Source organism: Rhizobium sp. L1K21, assembly GCF_024055895.1.
Classification (GTDB): domain Bacteria; phylum Pseudomonadota; class Alphaproteobacteria; order Rhizobiales; family Rhizobiaceae; genus Ensifer_A.
Window position 1 is genome coordinate 23316 of record NZ_JAMXLE010000002.1, and the last position, 15773, is coordinate 39088.

15 protein-coding genes are annotated in these 15773 nt (G+C 56.2%); 11 read left to right on the top strand and 4 right to left on the bottom strand.

Annotation, left to right across the window (positions count from 1 at the left end):
- From NHF56_RS12570 to NHF56_RS12580, 3 genes are read left to right on the top strand one after another with little or no spacing between them, the layout of a single operon-like run.
- Window positions 1–471 carry a DUF2271 domain-containing protein gene (locus NHF56_RS12570; protein WP_252805052.1) on the top strand — a complete coding sequence of 157 codons (471 nt, stop codon included), beginning with the start codon at window positions 1–3 and terminating at the stop codon, window positions 469–471.
- Between the two features lie 18 nt (window positions 472–489).
- Complete coding sequence (locus tag NHF56_RS12575) at window positions 490–2688, top strand: PepSY domain-containing protein (RefSeq protein ID WP_252805053.1); 2199 nt, start codon at window positions 490–492, stop codon at window positions 2686–2688.
- Entirely contained in the window at window positions 2669–3616 is a 948-nt protein-coding gene (locus NHF56_RS12580) for an FAD:protein FMN transferase (RefSeq protein WP_252805055.1), read from the top strand. Before NHF56_RS12575 ends, NHF56_RS12580 begins: the two co-directional genes overlap by 20 nt.
- A 12-nt stretch (window positions 3617–3628) precedes the next feature.
- On the opposite strand, the gene NHF56_RS12585 is transcribed toward NHF56_RS12580, so the two are convergent.
- Window positions 3629–4795 (bottom strand): nucleotide sugar dehydrogenase, encoded by a 1167-nt coding sequence (locus tag NHF56_RS12585; RefSeq protein ID WP_252805056.1) that lies wholly within the window; start codon window positions 4793–4795, stop codon window positions 3629–3631.
- A gap of 258 nt (window positions 4796–5053) precedes the next feature.
- Between NHF56_RS12585 and NHF56_RS12590 the strand changes: the two genes are divergently transcribed.
- A complete protein-coding gene (locus NHF56_RS12590; RefSeq protein ID WP_252805902.1) occupies window positions 5054–5473 on the top strand; it encodes a DUF3307 domain-containing protein in 420 nt (139 codons plus the stop codon).
- A 44-nt stretch (window positions 5474–5517) separates the two neighbouring features.
- Here NHF56_RS12590 and NHF56_RS12595 read toward each other — a convergent pair whose 3' ends face one another.
- Window positions 5518–6138: a TetR family transcriptional regulator gene (locus NHF56_RS12595; RefSeq protein ID WP_252805057.1), complete on the bottom strand. Its 621-nt coding sequence runs from the start codon at window positions 6136–6138 to the stop codon at window positions 5518–5520.
- A 112-nt stretch (window positions 6139–6250) separates the two neighbouring features.
- Here NHF56_RS12595 and NHF56_RS12600 point away from each other — a divergent pair, with 112 nt between their 5' ends.
- The 5 genes from NHF56_RS12600 (at window position 6251) to NHF56_RS12620 (ending at window position 11372) form a co-directional block, all read left to right on the top strand.
- Window positions 6251–7444, top strand: coding sequence for an MFS transporter (locus tag NHF56_RS12600; protein ID WP_252805058.1), 1194 nt, complete (start codon window positions 6251–6253; stop codon window positions 7442–7444).
- The gene (locus NHF56_RS12605; RefSeq protein WP_252805059.1) at window positions 7434–8714 is read left to right on the top strand and encodes a D-arabinono-1,4-lactone oxidase; all 1281 of its coding nucleotides are present in this window, start codon (window positions 7434–7436) and stop codon (window positions 8712–8714) included. The genes NHF56_RS12600 and NHF56_RS12605 overlap by 11 nt, the downstream gene beginning before the upstream one ends.
- Complete coding sequence (locus tag NHF56_RS12610) at window positions 8711–9883, top strand: alanine racemase (protein ID WP_252805060.1); 1173 nt, start codon at window positions 8711–8713, stop codon at window positions 9881–9883. The genes NHF56_RS12605 and NHF56_RS12610 overlap by 4 nt, the downstream gene beginning before the upstream one ends.
- 237 nt (window positions 9884–10120) lie before the next feature.
- Window positions 10121–10840 (top strand): LuxR family transcriptional regulator, encoded by a 720-nt coding sequence (locus NHF56_RS12615; RefSeq protein WP_252805061.1) that lies wholly within the window; start codon window positions 10121–10123, stop codon window positions 10838–10840.
- A 130-nt stretch (window positions 10841–10970) separates the two neighbouring features.
- Window positions 10971–11372: a response regulator gene (locus NHF56_RS12620; RefSeq protein WP_252805062.1), complete on the top strand. Its 402-nt coding sequence runs from the start codon at window positions 10971–10973 to the stop codon at window positions 11370–11372.
- A 10-nt stretch (window positions 11373–11382) separates the two neighbouring features.
- Here NHF56_RS12620 and rirA read toward each other — a convergent pair whose 3' ends face one another.
- Complete coding sequence (rirA, locus tag NHF56_RS12625) at window positions 11383–11847, bottom strand: iron-responsive transcriptional regulator RirA (protein WP_252805063.1); 465 nt, start codon at window positions 11845–11847, stop codon at window positions 11383–11385.
- A gap of 173 nt (window positions 11848–12020) precedes the next feature.
- Between rirA and NHF56_RS12630 the strand changes: the two genes are divergently transcribed.
- Window positions 12021–13058 (top strand): Fe(3+) ABC transporter substrate-binding protein, encoded by a 1038-nt coding sequence (locus NHF56_RS12630; RefSeq protein WP_252805064.1) that lies wholly within the window; start codon window positions 12021–12023, stop codon window positions 13056–13058.
- A gap of 94 nt (window positions 13059–13152) precedes the next feature.
- Here NHF56_RS12630 and NHF56_RS12635 read toward each other — a convergent pair whose 3' ends face one another.
- Window positions 13153–14649: a CoA-acylating methylmalonate-semialdehyde dehydrogenase gene (locus NHF56_RS12635; protein WP_252805065.1), complete on the bottom strand. Its 1497-nt coding sequence runs from the start codon at window positions 14647–14649 to the stop codon at window positions 13153–13155.
- 181 nt (window positions 14650–14830) lie between these two features.
- Between NHF56_RS12635 and NHF56_RS12640 the strand changes: the two genes are divergently transcribed.
- Entirely contained in the window at window positions 14831–15712 is an 882-nt protein-coding gene (locus tag NHF56_RS12640) for a LysR family transcriptional regulator (protein WP_252805066.1), read from the top strand.
- Window positions 15713–15773 lie beyond the last annotated feature (61 nt).

The window sequence follows — 15773 nt, forward strand, 5'->3', positions numbered from 1 at the left end:
ATGAAGTCCTTCATGGCCGTTCTGGCCGTTACCACGGCGCTGACCATTCCAAGTCTTGCGTCTGCCGCCCAGGTTACGCTGACGACGAAGATGCGCAGTTACGGCGGCAACGGCGCTTATCTCGCCTATTACGTTACAAACGCCCAAGGCCGCTACGTGGGCAGCCTTTGGATGGCGGGCGGAAAGACCCGTTACTATGAACACCTGAGTGGCTGGTATCGCGCAACGGGCGGAAACACCGCCGAAATCAACGGTATCACCGGGGCGAGCGTCGGCAGCGGCAGAACGCTCAAAGTGACGCTTGATCTCGCCGATACGCTGTTCGATGCCGGTTATCAGCTGCATATCGATGCAGCCGTGGAAGACATGCGTGATAGCCCCAATGAGATCGTCGTGCCGCTGACGTCGGCGGGCGCAGGCAAGGCCGTATCGGGCAGCCGGTACATCGCCAATTTCTCATTTGCGCGTTAAATCCCGGAGGCTTACGTCATGATCCGATCGCTCCACCGCTGGTTCGGGTTGATCGCCGCCCTTTTGCTGATTGTTATCACAGTCAGCGGTGCGGCGCTGTCGATCTTCCCCGTATCCGATGCGCTCAACACACCGTCTGCAGGCAATATCAGCGTGGCAACACTTGCTGAACGCATCAAGGCCAATGAACCGACGGTGGAGCAGATCAGACGTGCACCTTCCGGGCAGATCACCGCCTATTATTTCAAAGGCGATGCGCCTGTCTCGTCTGCTATCGATCCGGCGACGGGTGCGGCACTGGGAACGACTGAGAAATCCGGCGTCGAACGCTGGCTGATCAACCTCCATCGGTCCCTTTTCCTCGATGACAATGGGCGTTATGCGGTTGCCTTTGGTGCGGTTTCCATGCTCATCCTATCCACCGCCGGATTGTTCATGCTGGCGCGGCGCGCCGGCGGGTGGCGCTTGATCTTCAAGCCCACGCGCGGGACCGGAGACGGTCGCCTGCATGCCATTCTATCGCGGGCTGCCCTGCCCGGCCTGTTGCTTTCCTCCATGACCGGCCTCTGGATGGTGGCGGCGACATTTGATGTTCTGCCGCAAGGCGCGCCCGCACCGCTGTTTCCCACCGAGGTCAGCGGTCAGACAGGCATGGCACCGGGCAAGATTGCGCTACTGCAGCAGACGCCGGTCGATGCGCTTCGGTCCTTGACCTTTCCCCTGGCGGGCGATTCCACAGATGCATTCCGGCTCAAGACATCAGACGGTGAAGGTTATATCGACCAGGGCAATGGCACGCTCTTGGCCTGGAGCGATGCCAATTGGATCGATAAAGCATCGCATCTGGCAACGATGCTGCATACGGGCCGTGGACTTGCCTGGCTCGGCGTCATCCTTGGCCTCAGTGCTCTTGTCACGCCTGTGCTCAGCTGGACCGGACTTCTCATCTGGCTCAAGGGGCGGGGCCGCCAGAAGATCAAAAGCGTTGCTGCAGCAGACGCCGACACGATCGTCCTCGTTGCCAGTGAAAGCGGCACGACCTGGGCCTTTGCCCAAACACTTCAATCGGCATTGTCGGCAGCAGGGTTGCGTGTCCATGTCGGTCCCATCACCGCCTTCAACCCAGAGCACTGGCCCAAGGCAAAACGCGTGGTGCTGATGGCGGCGACCTATGGCGATGGTGCAGCGCCAAGCATGGCAGCGGGTTTTCTCGACACGTTTCGCAGGATGCCGGTGAAGCGTGGGCTTTCGCTTGCCATTCTCGGATTTGGTGATCGCAGCTTTCCGGCCTTCTGCGGCTTTGCAAAGGATATCGCGGACGCCGCTGAATCCAAGGGCTGGTCATCACTTGTCCCTTTCGACACCGTGGATCGCCAGTCGCCGCAGGATTTTGCGCGTTGGGGGCGGGTGCTGGCTCAAAAGTTGAGGCTTGATTTCGAGCTCAACCACGTGCCCGTTTTGCCGCGCACCTGGCAGATGGAACTGATCTCGAAACGCGACTACGGCGCGAGCGTCCAGGCAGCGACATCCATCCTGCGTTTTGCTTTGCCGAAGCACTCGTTTTGGAAGCGGTTCCTGGGACAGGGTTTCCCGCGTTTCGAAGCCGGCGACCTCATTGCAGTCGTACCGGAAGGTTCTCAACTGCCGCGCTATTATTCGCTGGCTTCCGGTTCGAAAGACGGTTTTGTGGAAATCTGCGTGCGCAAGCATGCGGGTGGCCTCTGCTCAGGGCAACTGGTTGCGCTTGAACCCGGCGACAGCATTACCGCATTCGTGCGCGCCAATCCGGGCTTCCGCCCTCAACGCGGCCGCAAGCCTGTGATCCTGATTGGCGCTGGAACCGGCATCGGTCCGCTGGCTGGTTTTGCCCGCGCCAATCAAAAACACCGCGCGATGCACCTCTATTTCGGGACGCGCCATCCGGCAAGTGATGCGTTTTATGCCGAGGAGCTTTACGGCTGGCAGAAAGAAGGTCGCCTTGCATCCGTATCGACGGCGTTCTCGCGCAGCGCAACACCGGCTTATGTTCAGGATCTATTGCGTGCTGACGCTGCGAAATTGACCAAGCTCATTGCAGCGGGTGGGCAGATCCTCGTGTGTGGAGGGCGCGAAATGGCCGCCGGTGTTGCCGATGCGCTGACCGATGTTCTGGCGCCTGCAGGTCCAAGTCTTGCAACATTGAAAGCTGAGGGACGCTATGCAGAAGACGTTTACTGATATGACCCGCCAAACGCTGAATGGTGAAACGATGGGAACGCGTTGGTCTGCCCTCTTTCATAGCCCCCCATCATTTGACGTGGCTGCGTTGCGTGAGGCTCTGGCGCAGGCGGTTTTTGACGTCGATCAGCAGATGTCTCTGTGGAAACCGGACAGCGCGCTCAATCGGCTCAACAGCGCTGGCGTGCTTGAATGGATCGCGCTACCGCAACACCTGATGAGCGTATTGGATGCCGGCCTCAAGATCGGCCAGGCTTCCGGCGGCGCCTTTGATATCGGGATGGGCGACGCCGTTTCTGCTTGGGGATTCGGGCCGGAGGACGCATGCGAAAGCCGAATTCAGGCAGCACGCCTTGCCAGGCGCAATCCGGCTTATGAGATGCTGGAGCTTGATCTTTCCAACCGGCGCGCCCGCAAACATGCCGAGATGCGATTTGACCTGAATGGAATTGCAAAGGGCTATGGTGTGGACCAGCTTGCGGAGACCGCTTCCAGGTTTGGTTTGGAAGCTGGGCTCTTTGCCATTGATGGAGAGCTTCGTGCCATTGGCAGCCAGCCTGACGGGAACGGCTGGACGGTTGCCGTGGAGGAACCTGATCTGGAAACCCGCGGCGCGCATTCCATCATTGTGTTGCAGGATGCAGCCGTTGCGACCTCAGGCGACTACCGTCATTGGGTCGATATTGGAGGGCGGCGGCTTTCCCACACGATGGATCCCAAGTTTGGGAGGCCGCTTACGCTTTCTCCCGCATCGGCAACGGTCATTGCCGCCGACTGTATGCACGCCGACGCCTGGGCAACCGCCATGATGGTGCTGGGGGAAGCGCAGGGTCTGAAACTGGCCAAGAGCCTTGGTCTGTCGGTTCTCTTTCTCCAACACAGCCAATCCCATGGCAATGGCTGCGGCATCTTTGCGAATGCCGCTTGAGCGTGGGAGGCTTCAATCCGCCCCGAACAGGTCGCGGGTAAAGACCTTGTCTTTTACGTCGCCCAGTTCGGGATACATGCGGTTGGTGACGATAATCTCGGAATTTTCCTTGAACGCGTCGATATCGGTGACAACGCGCGAACCGAAAAACTCCGTTTCCTTCAGAGCGGGTTCAAACACGATCACCTCGATACCCTTGGCCTTGATCCGCTTCATGATGCCCTGAATGGAGCTTTGGCGGAAATTATCGGAGCCTGCTTTCATGACGAGGCGATAGACGCCGACACGCTTTGGACGTCTGGCAATGATCTGGTCAGCCAGGAAATCCTTGCGCGTCCTGTTGGCGTCAACGATTGCCGAGACAAGATTTTGCGGCACATCGAGATAATTCGCAAGCAGCTGCTTGGTGTCCTTGGGCAGACAATAGCCGCCGTAACCAAAAGACGGGTTGTTGTAATGCGAGCCAACGCGAGGATCGAGGCAGACGCCTTCGATAATATCGCGCGTGTTCAGGCCACGTGAAAGCGCATAGCTGTCCAGCTCATTGAAAAACGCGACGCGCATGGCAAGAAAAGTATTGGCAAAAAGCTTGACTGCTTCCGCCTCAGACGGACCAGTGAAGAGCAGCGGCACATCCTTGTCCTCGGCGCCTTCCAGCAGAAGGTTGGCAAAGATTTTGGCTCTCTGCGACTGTTCGCCAACGACAATGCGGCTCGGGTGCAGGTTATCATAGAGCGCCTTGCCTTCGCGCAGGAATTCCGGTGAAAAGATCACCTGATCGGTTTGCAGCATCGCGGATACCCGCTCGACATAGCCCACCGGAATTGTCGATTTGATCACGATCGTTGCCCGCGGATTGAGGCCAATGACCGTTTTGATGACGGCCTCGACAGACGACGTGTCGAAATTGTTGGTGTGCGGGTCGTAGTTGGTGGGTGTGGCGACGATCACATATTCAGCGTCCCGATAAGCAAGCTCCGGGTCCGTTGTCGCGGTCAGATCGAGCGCGCGGTTCTGCAGAAAAATATCCATGTCGCTGTCGACAATCGGGCATTTGCGGTCATTGACCAATGCCACGCGTTCTTGCGAAATATCGACGGCGATGACCTGATTTTTCTGTGCCAGAAGAATGGCATTCGAGAGACCAACATATCCCAACCCGGCTACTGCGATCTTCATATTTTCAACCCAACCTTAATCTCGTTTTTGCATTGCTTTCGGCCCGGAGCATTCCATCCCCGGCACAGCCTCCCGGTTATTCCGGCTACTTAGAACGCCAGGACTTCAAATGCTACTGCTGAATTGTTGCGCTCATACGGTCTGCACCGCATACCCGCAGCAATAACGCGTATCTTATGCGGTTTCTCATCCTGATCTTTGATCTCAACGGGTTTGCGAATAGTCTGCCGTAGAAGAACGTGAATATGTTTGGAGGCGGTGGCAATGGGAGACGTGATGACGGCATTTTCGGCGCATTCTGTAGCCTTATGGCTGGCAGTTTCTGTCATGTTGTTTCTCGCCAAACATTTTCTGGCTGATTTTGTTCTGCAAAATACCTGGATGATCGTGGGCAAGGAAGCAGAGCGGCGTTGGCTGGTGCCACTTGTCGCGCATGCAGGTGTTCATGCATTGCTGACTGGCTTGATCTTCACTGCGCTCGCCCCGAAGTTTGCGGTGATGGCGATGTTGGCGGACTTTATCATCCATGGATGCATCGACCGGATCAAGGCGGTCGCCACGCGCCGGCTGGACGTCACTCACACCGACCCGATGTTCTGGTGGCTCTTTGGTGCAGACCAATTGCTGCACAATCTCACCCATCTGGGCTTTTCAATCGCAATTGCGAGCGCGGCCTGAAAAGCGCCGCATGGCGCATTTGCATAAACGGCTGCGCGGCGGCATTACCCACCGAAGGGGGCAAGCTGTGCTCGGACCAGGTTCTTGTAGTCTTCGATAAATCGTTTGCCCTCCTCAGGCTCGACCATCATCGCGAGACGCACGGTTCCCCCGGCAAGGAAAAACAGCAGGTGCACTGCGCGCCCATACGCTTCCAGCTTATCTTTGGAGATAAATTCATGCGTCGATTCAATGAAGAGCGCGGCCTGTTTTCGGGTCGCTTCGATATCCATGTTCTGCAAAGCCTTGTCGGCTTGAACCGCATTGAGCAGATCCTGCACCGCCGGGGTATTGGAAAAGCGCTCGTAGTAATCATCAATCACGGCAAAGGCTGCGGGCAGGATATCATGCACGCTGTTCAGCCCAACAAGCTCCCTGGCGACATGGTTGCGCGTTTCTTCTGCATAGCGGCTGTAAAGCATTGCTATGACTGCAGATTTATTGGGGAAATATTGGTAGACAGAGGCCAATGGCATGCCGCTGACGGTGGCGATTTCACGCATGGTGAGCGCGGCTATGCCCTTTTCGCCGACCAGGCCAAGGGCGGCCTCCAATATGTCGCCGACACGGTTCAGGCTTCTCGCCTGCTTCGGTTTGCGCCTTAAGGGCTTTTCTGTTGACGTCACTGCGTTGTCCCCACCTCTTAGCCACTCACAAATTCCGTATTGACTTTTCAGACCGTCAGGTCAATGCTTCAAAAATATGACAGTATGTCAGTTTTTGCAAAGGGGACATTGCATGAGCGAAGACATGTTTGACAGTCGCTGGCTGGTGGGAAACCCCAGCCGCCCGGCACAGGTGGCCACGCTTTGGGCCGGCTCTGCGGCTCTCCTCGTTCTCGGATTGCAACCTGTTCTGCTTGGCGCACTTCTTTCAGAGGCGCGGGTGAATTTCGATCAACTCGCACTTGCAGCGACAGTGGAAATTCTGGCAATCGGGATCGGGTCGATCCTCGCCGCCTTTGTCATCAATTCACGTTATCTGCGCGTAAAGGCGGCGGTTTTGCTGCTTCTGACAGCCGTGCTCAATGTGCTGACAGCCTTTGCGGCAACACCCGATGCGATCATTCTCTGGCGCGGTATTGCAGGCTGTGCGGAAGGCGGGCTCGTGGCCTTTTCCGTTGAACTGATCGCGCGGTCGCGTCGTCCTGGCCTCTATGGTGGCTATTTTGTAACGATGCAGACTGTTGCACAGAGTCTTCTTGCAGCACTCATGGCCCTCTTTGTCATTGGCTCTCACGGCTCAACAGGTGGCTTCATTGTGCTGGCGATTGTCTGTGCCGTATCCGCGATAGCCGCATTCTGGATGCCGCGTGAATTCGGCACATTGCCCAGGCCCGAAGATGACGGCAATAGCGGCCTCCTGCGCGTGAAACCCATCATTGCACTTCTATCCATCTTCTTTTTCTACATGTTTATCGGCTCGCTTTGGGCTTTCCTCGAGCCCCTGGCGGACGCATCGGGCATATCGGCACAGGTTGCCGGTCTGATCGTTTCGGTCAATCTTGTCACGCAGGTTGTCGGAGCTGCAGTCGCAACCGCATTTTCCGCGCGACTGTCCTATATGTGGGTTCTCACGTTTTGTGCGTTATTGGCCACCGCGATCGGCGCAATCCTGGCGATACAGCCCGATGCGATCGTTTTCTGGGCACTGGCGCTCATTGCCGGTTTCATCTGCCTGTTTGTGCTGCCGTTTCAGGTTCAGCTCACCGTCGCGGCTGATGCAACCCGCAAGGCGGCCCTTCTCGTGCCGGCGGCGCAACTCATGGGCTCGGCACTGGGACCAGCCTTTGCCAGCATGTTCATCGTTGGTTCGGCGGTCACGCCGGTTTCCTGGTTCGCTTGCGGCTCAGCCGCCGTTTCCGCCGTGCTGATTTTCATTTTCACTCATCTGCAGCGTAAAACATCCGGAGGTTCAATGCATGTCGCTTAGCTGGAGCAATTGGTCAGGCTCGGTTCAATCCAGCCCGAAAGCGATCGAAGCGCCGTCAACGATCGAGGCGCTATCCGCGGTCATCAGATCCGCACCGGGGCCTGTGCGCATTGCCGGGTCCGGTCATTCGTTCACGCCGCTTGTGGAGAGTGCCGGAACAATCCTTGATCTCTCGGCTTTTTCGGGCCTGCATGGTCACGACACGGAGGCTCTGACTGCGACCGTTGGCGCGGGTACGAAACTCGCGGACCTGACACATCTGTTGCAATCGGTGGGTCAGGCGCTTCCCAACATGGGCGATATCGACAAGCAGGCACTGGGCGGTGCACTTGGCACCGCCACCCACGGAACGGGTCCTGAACTCGGTGCTTATCACACGCAATTGCGGGCGATCACCCTTGTGGACGGGCGCGGTGAGGTGCGGCGCTATAGCGACGATACCGACAGCGAGATGATCCGTGCCACGGGTGTGACACTCGGCGCTTTTGGCGCACTGACAGAGGTTACAATCAGCAACGCCCCCTCATACCGTCTTCACAAGCGTCGCTGGTCCATGCCGATCGGGGATATGCTGGCCGATTTCGATGCGTTTTACGCGGCCTACCGCTCAGCCGAATTTTACTTCATTCCCTTTTCCGGTCATGCGCTTTGTCTGGCCAGTGATACTACCGATGCGCCAGTCAGCACGCGCCCGCCGGAGGTTGACGAAGACGGTATTGCCACGCTGCGTATGGCGCGAAACTTCACAAGCCGGCTGCCCTGGCTGCGCCGCAAGCTGATCGGTAATGCGCTGCGAAAGCTTCCCGATGAGGACTATGTCGAGGATTGGCTGAAGGTTTACACATCCGAGCGCGAAACGCGTTTCAATGAGATGGAATACCATCTGCCTTATGAAGAGGGCGCAAAAGCACTGGCGGAGATTATCGCGCTGGCGGAAAGACACTTTCCCGAGGTCTATTTCCCCATGGAAGTGCGCAGCGTAAAGGCGGACGATTTCTGGCTCAGCCCATTCTACCAGCGCAAGACCTGTTCCATTGCCATACACCATGACGCCAAGCAGAGCCCCAAGGCTTTCTTTGCAGCCGCCGAACCGATTTTCCGCAAATATGGCGGCAGGCCCCATTGGGGCAAAATGCACAGCCTGACGGCCACCGACTTTGCAGCGATCTATCCACGCTGGAAAGATGCGATGGACATCCGCAGAGATATCGATCCGGACGGCCGTTTCATCTCGCCCTATCTCGCCCGCATTTTTGGAATTGAAGCATGAATGATGAGGCAGCGTATTTCAACGCACTCAGCGACGCGCTCGCGGACGCGCATTATCACCACCCAACGCTCGTCATCGATCTGGAACGGCTGAACGGTAACCTGGCCCTTGCCAAGGCTGTGCTTCCCGCAGGGCTTGGCATGCGCATTGTGGACAAGTCGCTGCCAAGCCTGCCGCTCATTCGCCACATCATGGAAGCACTTGGCACGCGCAAGATCATGAGTTTCCACCTGCCTCTGACGCTTCAGGTTCTGGATGCGTTTCCCGATGCCGACATACTGTTCGGCAAACCCATGCCGGTTGCTGCCGTTGAACATGGGCTGAAAAGTCTTGCATCCGAGAAACGGCAACGCCTGATCTCGCAAACGGTGTGGCTCATCGACACGCCCGAACGCCTGAAACAATACGGACAGGTCGCGCAAGAGGCCGGTGTGCGGTTGAAAATCGCCTTCGAGGTCGATTGCGGGATGCATCGCGGAGGCTTTGCAAATGCCGAAGCGCTTGCCGCTGTGCTTCCGCTGCTAGCAGAATATTCGGCGCTGACCTGCAAGGGGATCATGGGCTACGAGGCCCATATTCCGCAGATCCCAACACTGTTTGGCGGTCCCGAGAAGGAACAGGCGAGCGCACAGCAGCGGCTGGCTTCATTTGCAGCCGTGCTGCCCCCGCAGATGCGGGAGATCATCAATACCGGCGGCAGCAAGACGAGCCTCACCTACTCGGCCAAGGGTCCGGCCAATGAAGTGTCGATGGGTTCAGGCTTCCTGATGCCGACAGATTTCGAGGTGGATGCCCTTCAAGCCCTCAAACCCGCAGTCTTCATTGCGACGCCCGTTTTGAAAGTGCTCGACACCCAACTGCCCGGCCCGCCGTTTGTGACGCGCCTTATGCAGGCTCTCGGTCTTTTTCCGCGCCGCGGATGCTTCATCTATGGCGGGAAATGGTATGCTGATCCCGTTTGGCCGCCTGACATGCGTGAAAACAAGCTTTGGGGGTCGTCCTCCAACCAACAACTCATGGCTCTTGCGAGCGACAGCAGGCTGAAAGCTGACGACTTTGTGTTTTTCAGGCCGACGCAAAGTGAAGCGGTGCTGCAGTATTTTGGGCCGTTAGCACTCTATGCCGATCAGAGAATCGAGTCCGAGTGGAGCACCATAACCGCCGGCTGAGACGACACCAAAGCCCCAACGAAAAAAGACAACCCATCAAGGGTTGCAACAGCTCTCATCTAGTTAATTCTAGTAGGTGAGTTGTCACAGGTGATGTGACAGAATCCGAATCAAGGGGGATGTCATGTCGAATGCGTAATTTGCGTTGCCTGAAATGGCTTGCCTGTTCGACCGAGTTTATATGGCAATTTCGGGCCATTTGCGTGCAAGTGATTTTCAATGGGCGGGACAGACGGGATGCTCGAAGGCAAAGACGTTGGCACTTCCAATAATAACTGGTGTGTAAGCGACTATTACGGTGAGCTTTCAAAGGCTCTCAATCGGGTGGATTTCTTTCGTATCTTCCACGCAATCGCGCTGAAGCACAAATTCGATCATTTCATGATCTTGAAGCTATTTTCGGATTCGGCGACGCCGACTTTGAGTGATCAGCTTGAACTTCATGACCTGCCGCCAGGGCTGGCTGAAGAATACGATGCCCGCTTCTCATTCGGCGAATCACGTCTTTTCAAGACCTTGCAGGACGCAACGTTGCCGACCAAATGGACGGATAACGACACATCAAAAGATCTGCTGATGCAGCAGTTGGGCTTCGAGTTTGCGCTTTGCCTGCCGGTGCACGGTGCCAATGGCAGCCGGTTTGCCTTTATCTTTCTGGGCGACCGTGACGCGCCTGAACTCGCCGAGACGCAAGAGCTTTATTACAATGCCGGTTATTGTTTCGACTTCTATTTCCGCAACGTTCTCGCCAATAAAAAGGGCATGGGGCTGACAGCGCGCGAGATGGAAATTCTCAAATGGATATCGCATGGCAAAACAGCAAGCGAAATCGCGCTGATTGTGTCGGTATCCGAACACACGGTCAACTCGCATACCGCAACCATTTTGAAGAAGCTCGACGTGGTAAACCGAACGCAGATGGTGGCAAAGGCCATCCGCGAGCAGATCATCTCATAAAACTTGTGAAACCTAGTCGACTTTCTAAACCAAAAAAACTATCAGAAAGCAGCTGAGTGGGCCACGTAGTGTAAAAATTGGCAGTTACTCTTGAATGAAAGAGAAAAGACTGGAACAGGAATTAAAGTAGATGTGGGAACAGATAAATATCCTGCTCGTCGATGACGACCCTGCAGAGGAATTGATTCTCGGCTCCTTGATGTCGAAGGTAAAGAATTACCGCATCAAGATGCATTACTGCGGCGACATCGATTCCGCGACCTCCTTTTTGAAAGACAACTCCAATATTTTCATGGTTCTCCTCGACAACAGGCTCGGCCCTGGTGAGGATTTCAGGGCAACGGCGCCGAAACTACGCCAAGCGGGCTTCATTGGCCCGATCGGCGTCATTTCGTCGTCGCTGACAGACCCCTATTTCCAGAAAATTGAAGATTATGGCGCGGATTTCCGGCTCGACAAGGCAGAGTTCGACCCGACTGCGGTTGAGTTCATCATTCGCGAATACAGGGGCCAAACCGAACCGTCTGAATAAGCGCCGCGGGTCAGGACGCCCGCGCTGCAGGCGCGCCTTCCACTTCAAGGCCGAGCAGGAAGTTGATCTGCGGACGCGCCTTTACAAGGTCGTCGATCGTGTATTCCGACAGCACATCGAAAAACGCGTTCAGCGCTTTTCTAAGCGCCGAATTCAAGCCGCAACTATCCACCAGCGGGCAATCGGCGATATCGGATTCGAAGCATTCGGCCATTGCAAAGCTGTCTTCGGTCACGCGGACAACATCAAAAAGCGTAATCTCGTCGGCCGGGCGGTTCAGACGGACGCCGCCATTGCGACCGCGAACCGTCTCGACCAGTTTTGCCTTGTGCAGGGGCTGGAGAATTTTGAAAAGAAAAAGCTCGGACACGCCATAAGCTTTTGCGATTTCCGGGATTCGGCTGAGATTACCTTCATTGGCCGCGCAATACATGAGTATCCGCACTGCATAGTTGGTCTGTTTTGTCAGCCGCATGTGAGCCTCCGGTTTTCGTTTCCCTCTATATAGGGGCAATCGTAGTTTGGAACAATTCAAAATCTGAAAATTTTACTCATCTTATCCCCGGACAAATTTGACCACTCGCCTCAGCCGCTTTAAACGTGATTGAAACAATCAGGAAAAATCAAAAAAAGGAGGCACCGGGGCGCATGCTTGGTAAATTCCGAATTCTTCTTATCTCTGCCGCGATTGTTGGCGGCATCTCTTCGCCGGCGCTGGCGGATGGTGAAGTGAATATCTATTCCTATCGTCAGCCTGATCTTATTCAACCTGTTTTGGATGCCTTCACCGACAAGACCGGTATCAAGACCAATATCCTGTTTCTCGACAAGGGTCTGGTGGAGCGGATCAGCGCGGAAGGCGAGTTTTCGCCTGCAGACGTGATCATGACCGTTGATATCGCTCGCCTGGTGGAAGCCAAAGAAGCCGGTGTGGTGGCGCCTGTCGACGATCCCGAGATCAATGCGCATATTCCGGAAAACTACCGCGATGCGGACGGGGAATGGTTTGGCCTCACAACACGCGGCCGCGTTGTTTATGCATCCAAGGACCGGGTGGAAGAAGACAGTATCACCTATGAAGACCTGGCCGATCCGAAGTGGAAGGGCCGCATTTGCACGCGCGATGGTCAGCATTCCTACAATATCGGCCTCTTTGCCTCCATGATTGCGCATGATGGCGCAGAGTATACGGAAGAGTGGCTGAGAGGACTGAAAAACAACCTGGCCCGCAAGCCAGACGGCAATGATCGAAGCCAGGCGAAATCCATCTGGGCTGGTGAGTGCGATCTGGCTCTTGGCAACACCTATTATGTCGGCCTGATGATGACGGATGAGCAGGAGCCGGAGCAAAAGGAATGGGCCTCTGCCATCAAAATTCTATTTCCGAACTCGAACGGGCGCGGCACGCATGTGAATATTTCAGGCATGTCGCTCGCCAAACATGCACCCAACAAGGATAATGCCATTCGATTGATGGAATTCCTCGCCTCTCCCGAGGCTCAGGAAATTTATGCTGAGCAGGTGTTTGAGTATCCCGTGTTGCCGGGAGCGAAAGTTTCCGATGTGGTGAAATCCTTCGGGGAAATCCATCCAGACAAGCTGCCGCTCGCAGACATCGCCGCCAATCGCAAACTGGCCTCTGAACTGGTGGACAAGACCGGCTTCAATGACGGCCCGGGAGATTAAAAAGCAACTGCATCGGCAGCAATCGCAATTGCATACAAACAGGCCAGCGGCGTTTCCGTCGCTGGCTGCATTTTCTTGACCGGGTTGTAACGGCTTACTTCATCGTCGGCATGACGAATTCTGCACCGTCCTTGATGCCCGATGGCCAGCGGCTGGTGATCGTTTTGGTGCGGGTCCAGAATTTGATCGAATCCGTGCCGTGCTGGTTGAGATCACCGAAGGAAGACGCCTTCCAGCCACCGAAGGAGTGGTAGGCCAGCGGAACCGGGATCGGAACGTTGACGCCGACCATGCCGATGTTGATGCGGGAAGCAAAATCACGCGCTGCGTCGCCATCACGGGTGTAGATCGCAACTCCGTTGCCATATTCATGCTTCATTGGCAGAGAGAGCGCTTCTTCGTAGTTCTTGGCGCGAACAACGGAGAGAACCGGCCCGAAGATTTCGGTCTTGTAGATATCCATATCCGGTGTCACGTCATCGAACAGGCAGCCGCCGATGAAATTGCCGTTTTCATAGCCCTGAAGCTTGAAATCGCGGCCATCGACGACGAGCTTTGCGCCTTCTTCAACACCACGGTCGACAAGACCCTTCACACGGTTATAGGCGTCGCGGGTCACCAAGGGACCGAGATCGGCCTTTTCATCCGTGTAGGGGCCGATGCGCAGGGACTCCACCATCGGGGTGAGTTTTTCGATCAGCTTGTTGGCGGTTTCCTCGCCAACAGGAACGGCAACGGAGATTGCCATGCAGCGCTCACCTGCAGAGCCATAACCAGCACCCATGAGGGCGTTTGCGGCCTGATCCATATCGGCATCGGGCATGATGATCATGTGGTTCTTGGCGCCGCCGAAGCACTGCGCCCGTTTGCCGTTTGAGGCTGCGGTGCCATAAACGTAACGGGCAATCGGTGTGGAGCCAACGAAAGAAACGCCGCCGATATCCGGGTGCGTCAGGATAGCGTCCACAGCCTGCTTGTCGCCGTTGACGACGTTGAGCACGCCTTCAGGAAGACCTGCTTCAATCATCAGTTCTGCAAGACGGATCGGAACGGAAGGATCACGCTCGGACGGCTTCAGAATGAAGGCATTTCCGCACGCAATCGCTGGCGCAAACATCCACATCGGGATCATGGCCGGGAAGTTGAACGGCGTGATACCGGCACCAATGCCGACGGGCTGGCGGATCGAATACATGTCGATGCCGGGGCCTGCCCCTTCCGTGAATTCGCTCTTCTGCAGGTGCGGGATACCGATCACGAATTCGCAGACTTCCAAGCCGCGGATGATATCACCCTTGGAATCCTCGATCGTCTTGCCGTGTTCGCGCGAGAGCATTTCGGCCAGTTCGTCCATGTGCTTGTTCAGCAATGCGACAAAATTCATGAAGACGCGCGCACGGCGCTGCGGGTTCATGGCCGCCCATTGCGGCTGGGCGGATTTTGCATTTTCGACTGCAGCGGCGAGTTCAGCATCTGTTGCAAGCGCCACGCGCGCCTGCACTTCACCTGTCGCCGGATTGAAAACATCGGCAAAACGACCGCTGGTGCCGGCAACCTTCTTGCCGCCAATGAAATGACCAATCTCTTGCATGGGGTACCTCCAATATCTTGATTGACAAAATCATCGCATTGTATTTTGCACAGTTCAATGGGCCATTTTCCGCATCCGTTGTGCAAATTTCAACATAATGTATTTATATCGAGGGAGGAGGCTTGACGATTGCGCAAGCCTTTTGAAGAGCCTGCACGCGTGACAGCAAACGGAGAGCCATTTGAACTGGGATGATGTGCGTATTTTTCTCGCAGTCGCGCGGGCCGGGCAATTGCTGGCTGCGGCCCGCACGCTGGGTATAAACCATGCCACTGTCGGGCGCAGAATATCAGCGCTTGAAGAGAGCCTGCGCACCCAATTGCTTATCCGCAAGACGAGCGGATGTGATTTGACGCCGGAAGGCGAGGTTTTTCTGCATGCCGCCGAGCGCATGGAGGCCGAATGGGCTGCGGCGCAGGCCAATATCGGTCAGGTCGATGCGTCGCTCGCCGGCACGGTGCGGATTGGCGCGCCAGATGGTTTCGGCGTCTCGTTTCTTGCGCCCCGGCTTGGCGCACTGATTGCGCGACATCCTGCTCTGAAAATCCAGCTTGTGCCAGTGCCACGGGCTTTTTCAGTATCCCAGCGCGAGGCCGATATTGCCATCACCTTGGAACGGCCCGAGCAGGGTCGCCTCGTCTCGTCCAAGCTCACCGATTATTCGCTCGGTCTTTATGCGTCGCGCGGCTATCTCGAGAAAAACGGCGTCCCGGACACGGTAGAGGCCCTGACCAGCCATCGCATGATCGGCTATGTGGAGGATCTTCTCTTCACGGCATCCCTTAATTTCACGAATGAAGTGATGCGGGGCCTGGAAGCATCCTTTGAGATATCCTCCGCCACCGGGCAGACCGAGGCCGTGCGGTCTGGCGCCGGCATTGGAATCCTGCACACCTATATCGCGCGTCAGCATCCCGAACTGCAGCAGGTTCTGCCCGATGTCAAAATCAGGCGGGCCTATTGGATCGTTTTTCACGAAAGCGCACGAAATCTAGCGCGTGTTCGCGCCACCGCGGAGTTTCTTCAGGAAATCGTCAATGAAGAGCGCGGAATTTTCGGCTAGATCGCACGTAATTCGGGTGCACACCCGGACGGAAAGCAATTTCCGTTTCTCCCGGCGACCT

Coding starts and splice junctions, on each gene's coding strand:
- rirA (WP_252805063.1), bottom strand. CDS start 11,847: ATGCGGCTGACAAAACAGACCAACTATGCAGTGCGGATACTCATGTAT.
- NHF56_RS12600 (WP_252805058.1), top strand. CDS start 6,251: ATGAGCGAAGACATGTTTGACAGTCGCTGGCTGGTGGGAAACCCCAGC.
- NHF56_RS12620 (WP_252805062.1), top strand. CDS start 10,971: ATGTGGGAACAGATAAATATCCTGCTCGTCGATGACGACCCTGCAGAG.
- NHF56_RS12635 (WP_252805065.1), bottom strand. CDS start 14,649: ATGCAAGAGATTGGTCATTTCATTGGCGGCAAGAAGGTTGCCGGCACC.
- NHF56_RS12585 (WP_252805056.1), bottom strand. CDS start 4,795: ATGAAGATCGCAGTAGCCGGGTTGGGATATGTTGGTCTCTCGAATGCC.
- NHF56_RS12570 (WP_252805052.1), top strand. CDS start 1: ATGAAGTCCTTCATGGCCGTTCTGGCCGTTACCACGGCGCTGACCATT.
- NHF56_RS12615 (WP_252805061.1), top strand. CDS start 10,121: ATGCTCGAAGGCAAAGACGTTGGCACTTCCAATAATAACTGGTGTGTA.
- NHF56_RS12610 (WP_252805060.1), top strand. CDS start 8,711: ATGAATGATGAGGCAGCGTATTTCAACGCACTCAGCGACGCGCTCGCG.
- NHF56_RS12630 (WP_252805064.1), top strand. CDS start 12,021: ATGCTTGGTAAATTCCGAATTCTTCTTATCTCTGCCGCGATTGTTGGC.
- NHF56_RS12580 (WP_252805055.1), top strand. CDS start 2,669: ATGCAGAAGACGTTTACTGATATGACCCGCCAAACGCTGAATGGTGAA.
- NHF56_RS12605 (WP_252805059.1), top strand. CDS start 7,434: ATGTCGCTTAGCTGGAGCAATTGGTCAGGCTCGGTTCAATCCAGCCCG.
- NHF56_RS12575 (WP_252805053.1), top strand. CDS start 490: ATGATCCGATCGCTCCACCGCTGGTTCGGGTTGATCGCCGCCCTTTTG.